We start from the raw sequence: 6,853 nt of genomic DNA, 5'->3' as shown, positions 1-6,853 counted from the left end.
ACCGACAGGTTGATCAGCGGGATCAGCCCGTAATCGGCCCAGGCCGGCAGCTTGGCATAGGGCGTGCTCATTCGGCGGCCTCCTGGTGCTCGACGCCGGCCATCAGCAAGCCGAGTTCGCCTTCGGTCGCCTCGGGGCCGCGCTCGCCGACGACACGGCCGGCGAACATCACCAGGATGCGGTCGGAAAGCGAGCGGATCTCGTCGAGCTCGACCGACACCACCAGCACGGCCTTGCCCTGGTCGCGCATGGCGATCAGCCGCTTGTGGATGAATTCGATGGCGCCGACATCGACGCCGCGCGTAGGCTGGCCGACGATCAGCACGCCGGGGTCCTGTTCCATTTCCCTGGCCAGCACGATCTTCTGCTGGTTGCCACCGGAGAAATTGGCCGTCTTCAGCCGCGGATTGGCGGGGCGGATGTCGTATTTCTCGATCTTGTCCTTGGCGTCGGCCATGATGACATCGACGTCGAGGAACGGCCCCTTCAGATAGCGCTCGTCATCGTGATAGCCGAGGATGGAATTCTCGTTTTCCTCGAAAGCGAGCACCAGCCCGACATGGTGGCGGTCCTCCGGCACATGGGCCAGCCCGCGGTCGCGCAATTCGCCGGGATCGGCCTTGCCGGTGAGGTCGATCGGCTTGCCGTCGAGCATCACCTCGCCGGAGACCGCATGCCTGATGCCGGAAATCGCCTCCAGCAGCTCGGACTGGCCGTTGCCGGCAACGCCGGCAATTCCGACGATCTCGCCGCCGCGCACGTCAAACGAAACGTCGTCGACCATGGTGACGCCGCGCTGGTCCTTCACCGTCAGGTTCTTCACCGACAGTTTCACCGCGCCGGCTTCCGACTGGCCCTTCTCGACCCTGAGCAGCACGCGCCGGCCGACCATCAGCTCGGCCAATTCGCCGACCGTGGTTTCCTTTGTCGTCCTGGTCGCGACCATCGTTCCCTGGCGCATGACCGAAACCGTGTCGGTGATCGCCATGATCTCGCGCAGCTTGTGCGTGATGAGCACGATCGTTTTGCCCTGGTCCTTCAATTGCTTGAGGATGCGGAAGAGGTGGTCGGCCTCGGCCGGCGTCAACACGCCCGTCGGCTCGTCGAGGATCAGGATCTCGGCGCCGCGATAGAGCGCCTTGAGGATCTCGACGCGCTGCTGCAGGCCGACCGGCAGCTCCTCGATGACGGCGTCGGGATCGACCTCGAGGCCGTATTCGCGTTCCAGTCGGTCAAGCTCCGAGCGCGCCTTGGTTATGCTGCTCTTCAGCAGCGCATCGCTTTCGGCACCGAGGATGACGTTTTCCAGCACCGTGAAATTGTCGACCAGCATGAAATGCTGGTGGACCATGCCGATGCCGAGCGCGATGGCATCGTTGGAGGTGTGGATCGAAACAGGCTTGCCGCCGACGCGGATTTCGCCGCTGTCGGCCTGGTAGAAGCCGTAGAGGATCGACATCAGCGTCGACTTGCCGGCGCCGTTCTCGCCGACAATGCCGTGGATGGTGCCGCGCGCGACCTCCAGGTTGATGTCGCGGTTGGCGCGCACCGCGCCAAAGCTCTTGTTGATGCCTATGAGCTCAATTGCGGCTTGCGCCATGCAGCCTGTCCCACTCAGTATTTTTATCGCTTGGTCAAAATGCCTAGCATGATGCCCCGCTTATGCCAATCGGCCGTTCACTCTCGACAAATCCCCGCGCCCTTGTCAATTTCGAACCTGAGCAGGTTCCGCAAAAGTGTCCCGCGGTTTTGCGATCGGAACCTGCGAGAACCAACTGAGCATAAGCGGGTACTCGTGGGCATCCCACCAATATCTGCTTGGGTGAAGGCTTCATATTCGCAAGGAACGGTTTTGCATGGCCACGCCTGACGATCGGCTGACGACGCTGGAAATCCGCGCCGCCGAGCAGGAAAAGACCATCGAGGAACTGTCCGGCCAGATCGCCGAACAGTGGAAGGTGATCGAGCGCATGGAGCGCAAGCTTGCAGCCCTGACCAACCGGTTCCTTGAACTGGAGGAGCAGACCGCCTCCGACGTGCCGGTGAGCAAGCCGCCGCATTGGTGAGGAGCCATGGGAAAAGACGGCCATGTCCAGTGAAAGCGACCGCGTCGCCCGGGCCGGCGACTATGTCTTCGGCTTGATGAACGACAGAGAACGCGCCCGCGCCGAGCGCGACCTCGAGATCGATCCCGCCTTTCGCGACACGGTGCTGCGGCTCGCCGAGCGCCTGCGCGCGCTTGATCCCGCGGCGCCCGGAGCGCGCGGCAATCGCTGGGAGCTGGTCACGCAACGCCTTGCCGAACTGCCGCAGATGCAGGCGCGGCTCGCCGGCATTGCCGCTCCCGAGGCCGAACCGCCGCCGGTGATGATCCACCGGGTCGAGCGCAAACCCTACGGCGTCGGCCTGCATTCGCTTGGCGGCAGGCTTGGTTTTGTCATTGCGCTCGCCCTGCTGGCAGCCTTCGCGCTCGGCTATCTCGTCGGGACGTTATAGGATGTCGCCTTCGGCCACGGCTTCGATCGTCGGCCGCATCACCCCCGGCCAAAAACGAAACCGCCGGGCGCTGGCCCGGCGGTTTCAACCCTGCTTCAGCTGCCGATCAATAGGGGCACTTGTTGTCAGCGGTATAGTCGTGCACCTCGATCTTGCCGGCGATGATGTCGGCCTTGGCCTTTTCGACCGCTGCCTTCATCTCGTCGGTCACCAGCGCCTTGTTGTTGTCGTCCATGGCGTAGTCGACGCCGCCTTCCTTGAGGCCGAGATTCTGGAGGCCGCCCTTGAAGGTGCCGTTCTTGCCGTCCATGAAGGCGTTGTAGACGGCGACGTCGACGCGCTTCATCATCGAGGTCAGCACCTTGCCCGGCTGCAGGCCGTTCTGGTTGGAATCGACGCCAACGCCGAGCTTGCCGGCATCCGCCGCCGCCTGCAGCACGCCGACGCCGGTGCCGCCAGCCGCCGCGTAGACCACGTCGGCGCCCTGGTCGATCTGGGTCTTGGCGATCTCACCGCCCTTGGCCGGGTCGTTCCAGGCGGCCGGCGTGTCGCCGGTCATGTTCTGGATGACGTCGGTCGCACCTGCCGACTTGGCGCCGCCGACATAGCCGCATTCGAACTTGCGGATCAGCGGGATATCCATGCCGCCGATGAAGCCGACCTTCTTCGACTTCGATGCCATCGCCGCCAGGATGCCGACGAGGTAGGAGCCTTCGTTCTCCTTAAAGACCAGCGAGCGCACATTGGGCAGGTCGACGGCATCGTCGATGATGGCGAAGTTCAGGTCAGGATAGTCTTTCGCGACCGCTTTCAGCGCGTCCTCCCAGGCAAAGCCGGCCATGACGATCGGGTTGCGGCCGTCCTCGGCGAAGCGGCGCAGCGCCTGCTCGCGCTGCGAGGCATTCGAGACTTCGAATTCGACATAGGCGACGCCGGTTTCGGTCTTGAACTTCTCGGCGCCGTGATAGGCGGCCTCGTTGAAGGATTTGTCGAACTTGCCGCCCAGATCATAGAGGATGGCCGGCTGCACGTCCGCGGCGAAAGCCGGAAGAACCATTGCGGTTGCGGCCAGAAGGCCGAGAACGATACGTTTCATGTGATCCACACCCTGTCGGTTATTTTTCCGTTTTGCGCCGCCTGCCTGCCCGGTTCTCCGGCAGGCTGGCGATGCCAGGCAGGAAGTGTTTGCCCTTCCCGCTCGCGGCCAATCTGGCACGGCGCGAAACAAAATTCACGTGGATTTTTGACCTGTTGGAAAAAGCGGTTACCGGCGGTCCGGCACGGCTCTTTGAGCAATTCCAGGAAAAGTGAAGCGGCAGGCTCGGCGGTTTCGCCGTAGCATTCCGCCCGGAATAGCGTCGCAACAAGAGCCTTCAGGAACTTGGAGCGAATTCCGCGCCCCGGCGCCTGCGCCGGTAGCCAATGGCGTAGAGCAGGAAAGCAAGCACCGCGAACACGGCGAAACCAGGCTGCGCGAGCACCCAGGCGAAGGCGCCGTCCCACACCAGCGGACTTGCCTTGGCGCGCACGAAGCTCTCGAAGGCGGCCCGGGTATCCGGCGAGACCGCCAGCCAGCTTGCGTTGAGCGGCGTCATCACCAGCGAGGAGGCGGCGACCGAGCGTGTAGTGTCGATCACCGCCATGATGACCGAAATCGACAGCGCTATCATGGCTGCCAGCCGAAAGATGAAACGCAACATCGACGCTCTCCCCGGGAAGGCTCCCGTCTACCCCGCCATCGACATAGAGCGTGCGTGGTTCCCGCGCAATCGCGGCCCCCATGAAATTGACACCTTGAAATTACCGAGCCCGCGGCGGCCCGCGCCGGTTGACCCGCCAGATTGCGAAAATGCCGCCGGCGATCGCGCCGACGATCAGGCCGCCCAGCCCGATGAAAGCGGCGAAAAATCCGCAGGCGCCCTCGAAGCAGCTCATATGCGTCAGGTCCGCGATCAGCGAACCGGCGAAGAACCCACCAAATGCGCCGATCACGCCGCCAAGGATGATGCCGAGCAGCGCGGCGAAGATCGAGACGAAGACCGGCGGCCGCTCGGTCTCCAGGTTGGCGTAGACCGTCTCTGCGCCGGCCCCGTTGCGCAGGAGATAGATACAGAGCAGGCCGACGGCGATCTCGGCGACGGTGAAGCCCAGCCCCTCGGCCGAGAACACGAAGTCGGACACCAGCAGCACATAGGCCTGGCGGACCAGGATCCATATGATGATGGCGACCTGCCAGATCGTGTAGTGGCGCGGGAAACGGGCCGATCGGTTGAAGGCGAGACCAAGCAGGTACAGCCCCCACAGAATGGTGATGACGCCGCCGGCGAGGCCGCCATAGATCAGGAAGAGGACGTTATCCGGCAGGCTGAAGTCGCCGATCAGCCGCCAGTTCGAGATCAGGCCATAGGCCGACAGGCCCATGACGATGACGAGCCAGGCCACTGGGATGAAGGAAAGCCCGCTGTCCGGCCGCCCCGCGGGTTGCTGGTCGATCGATGCCATGTCAGGACAATGCCCCTCGCAAAGCCCAATGCAATTCTGCAAGCAGTCGACAGGCAGGCAAGGCCGAAGTCAAGCTCGCTTGCAGAGCACCGACCACTTCACGGCGACAGCCGCCTTTCCTCCTCGACCGCTTTCAAGCGCACGACCGACACCGAGCAAAGGGCCCGCGCCACGACCTTGGTCGACACGCTGCCGAGGTGGCGGCGAATTGCCGAAGAGGATCGGGCGCCGACAACGATGTGCCCGACATCATTGTGCTCGGCATAGTTGAGGATCGCGTCGGCCGGACTGACCGCCTCCAGCACGTGATAGCTTATGCGGTCCTCCGGCAGATGCAGCGGACGCGCCCAGTCCTTCAGCGCGACCAGCCGCTGCAGATAGACAAGGCGCCCTGATTCATCGACATCCGGTGTCTTGCCGACAATCTCGGTCTTCAACACGGTCACGCAGGCCAGCCAGGAATCCGGACGTGCCGCAAGGACACGCGCGGTTTCGTTGCGAACCTCGCCGGCCAGCGCATCGCTTCCATTGGCAAGGTCGACCGCGGCCAAGACGATCGGCGGTCCGGCGCGCACTGCCGAGCTCGCCGCCTTGCCAACCAGCGACTTCTCGTCCGTTCTGCGGAAGAAGTTCCTGATCGCTCCCCAGGCCCGTTCCTTCGATGGCGCGCTCTTCCTGGCGACCACAACCTGATCGGGATTCCTGAGATCCGAAAGAACATGCGCCGCTTCGCCATAGCGCCTGGATCTATCGACTTCCATGCATCGAACAATGACGGCCTCCAGCCACCTCGGCACGGCCTTGTCGATGTCTCGCGGCGGCTTGGGCGCATGATAGAGCCTGCGCTTCATTCCCGCGAAGGTGGCCGGACGCCCGAACGGCTCCTCGCCGGTGGCGAGCTGATAGAGGATGCAGCCCAGCGCGAATATATCGCTTGCGGGATCGGACCTCTCGCCCAGCACCTGTTCCGGCGACATATAGGCTGCCGTGCCCATCGGCACGGAACTCTCTTCGCCGAGAAGGTCCGGAAGCTCCGCATGGCGGGCGAGGCCGAAGTCCAGGAGCACGGCGCCGCGCTCGGCCAGAATGATGTTTTCAGGCTTGAGATCTAGGTGGACGACCTTCTGGCGGTGCAAGGCGGCGAGCGCCTTCGCGATTTCCGCGCCGATCCTTGCCACCTCGTCCGGCGGCTGTGGCGCGCGGTTCGTCAGCTCCGCCAGACCGATGCCGGCGACGAACTCCATGGCAATATAGGGAACCTTCGCCAGGCTTCCGGATGCCGCGAAGCGTGGCACATGCGGACCCGACAGGCGTTTGAGGATCAGTTCCTCGGCTTCGAAGCCGAGAATGACGGAAACGTCTCCGCCCGGGTCGAGAAACGGTATCTTCAGCAGAAGCGGGAAATCGAAATTCGGATTTCTCGCGCGCCATAGCGTTGCCATGCCGCCGGATTGAAGCCGCTCGACGAGCTCGAAACCATCGATGCTTGCCCCTGCCTCGAACTTCTGCATCCATCGCCTCCAGGTTGACTAGCGGCCGATCTTCAAGCGCATGCCGAGCCACCCGGGCAAGCCTGACGCCTGAATCTTGCGGGCGGTTTCTTCATGATCGTAAGGAACGCGCACCATCGTCACCTCACGCCGTTCCGTGTCGAGAAGCGCGAAGCAGGCGGCCGGGTTGCCGTCACGCGGCTGGCCGACCGCCCCGACGATGACAAGATGCCGCCTAAGCTCGGACAAGGGCGCCCCCACATTGTCCAGCGGCCGAAAATGAACCGGCCGTCTGCCGGGCAAAGCATAGTAAATGGCTGGAACGTGGGTATGGCCACAGAAGATGAAGCGGGCATCGCTTGAGG

Annotated in this window: 7 protein-coding genes and 1 pseudogene; 2 read left to right on the top strand and 6 right to left on the bottom strand. The window is 63.6% G+C overall.

From position 1 onward, the window contains the following. Window positions 1–67: 67 nt before the first annotated feature. Window positions 68–1,600: an ABC transporter ATP-binding protein gene (locus EOA27_RS15905; RefSeq protein ID WP_126081397.1), complete on the bottom strand. Its 1,533-nt coding sequence runs from the start codon at window positions 1,598–1,600 to the stop codon at window positions 68–70. Window positions 1,601–1,856: 256 nt separating this feature from the next. Between EOA27_RS15905 and EOA27_RS15900 the strand changes: the two genes are divergently transcribed. After that, complete coding sequence (locus EOA27_RS15900) at window positions 1,857–2,066, top strand: SlyX family protein (RefSeq protein WP_126081396.1); 210 nt, start codon at window positions 1,857–1,859, stop codon at window positions 2,064–2,066. Between the two features lie 22 nt (window positions 2,067–2,088). Continuing rightward, a complete protein-coding gene (locus EOA27_RS15895; protein ID WP_126081395.1) occupies window positions 2,089–2,496 on the top strand; it encodes a hypothetical protein in 408 nt (135 codons plus the stop codon). Window positions 2,497–2,602: 106 nt separating this feature from the next. On the opposite strand, the gene EOA27_RS15890 is transcribed toward EOA27_RS15895, so the two are convergent. The 5 genes and pseudogenes from EOA27_RS15890 to EOA27_RS15870 all read right to left on the bottom strand — a co-directional run. Next, the gene (locus tag EOA27_RS15890; protein ID WP_095817026.1) at window positions 2,603–3,592 is read right to left on the bottom strand and encodes a BMP family ABC transporter substrate-binding protein; all 990 of its coding nucleotides are present in this window, start codon (window positions 3,590–3,592) and stop codon (window positions 2,603–2,605) included. A 277-nt stretch (window positions 3,593–3,869) separates the two neighbouring features. Further along, a complete protein-coding gene (locus EOA27_RS15885) occupies window positions 3,870–4,196 on the bottom strand; it encodes a hypothetical protein (RefSeq protein WP_126081394.1) in 327 nt (108 codons plus the stop codon). A gap of 100 nt (window positions 4,197–4,296) precedes the next feature. Next, window positions 4,297–4,998, bottom strand: coding sequence for a DUF2569 family protein (locus EOA27_RS15880; protein ID WP_126081393.1), 702 nt, complete (start codon window positions 4,996–4,998; stop codon window positions 4,297–4,299). Window positions 4,999–5,096: 98 nt separating this feature from the next. Then, a complete protein-coding gene (locus tag EOA27_RS15875) occupies window positions 5,097–6,509 on the bottom strand; it encodes a bifunctional serine/threonine-protein kinase/universal stress protein (protein WP_126081392.1) in 1,413 nt (470 codons plus the stop codon). Window positions 6,510–6,527: 18 nt separating this feature from the next. Then, window positions 6,528–6,853, bottom strand: a pseudogene (locus EOA27_RS15870) (metallophosphoesterase); the annotation flags it as partial.

The organism is Mesorhizobium sp. M2A.F.Ca.ET.037.01.1.1 (assembly GCF_003998075.1).
Classification (GTDB): Bacteria; Pseudomonadota; Alphaproteobacteria; order Rhizobiales; family Rhizobiaceae; genus Mesorhizobium.
This window is presented reverse-complemented; position numbering and strand designations above follow the sequence as displayed.

Coding starts and splice junctions, on each gene's coding strand:
- EOA27_RS15905 (WP_126081397.1), bottom strand. CDS start 1,600: ATGGCGCAAGCCGCAATTGAGCTCATAGGCATCAACAAGAGCTTTGGC.
- EOA27_RS15900 (WP_126081396.1), top strand. CDS start 1,857: ATGGCCACGCCTGACGATCGGCTGACGACGCTGGAAATCCGCGCCGCC.
- EOA27_RS15895 (WP_126081395.1), top strand. CDS start 2,089: ATGTCCAGTGAAAGCGACCGCGTCGCCCGGGCCGGCGACTATGTCTTC.
- EOA27_RS15890 (WP_095817026.1), bottom strand. CDS start 3,592: ATGAAACGTATCGTTCTCGGCCTTCTGGCCGCAACCGCAATGGTTCTT.
- EOA27_RS15885 (WP_126081394.1), bottom strand. CDS start 4,196: ATGTTGCGTTTCATCTTTCGGCTGGCAGCCATGATAGCGCTGTCGATT.
- EOA27_RS15880 (WP_126081393.1), bottom strand. CDS start 4,998: ATGGCATCGATCGACCAGCAACCCGCGGGGCGGCCGGACAGCGGGCTT.
- EOA27_RS15875 (WP_126081392.1), bottom strand. CDS start 6,509: ATGCAGAAGTTCGAGGCAGGGGCAAGCATCGATGGTTTCGAGCTCGTC.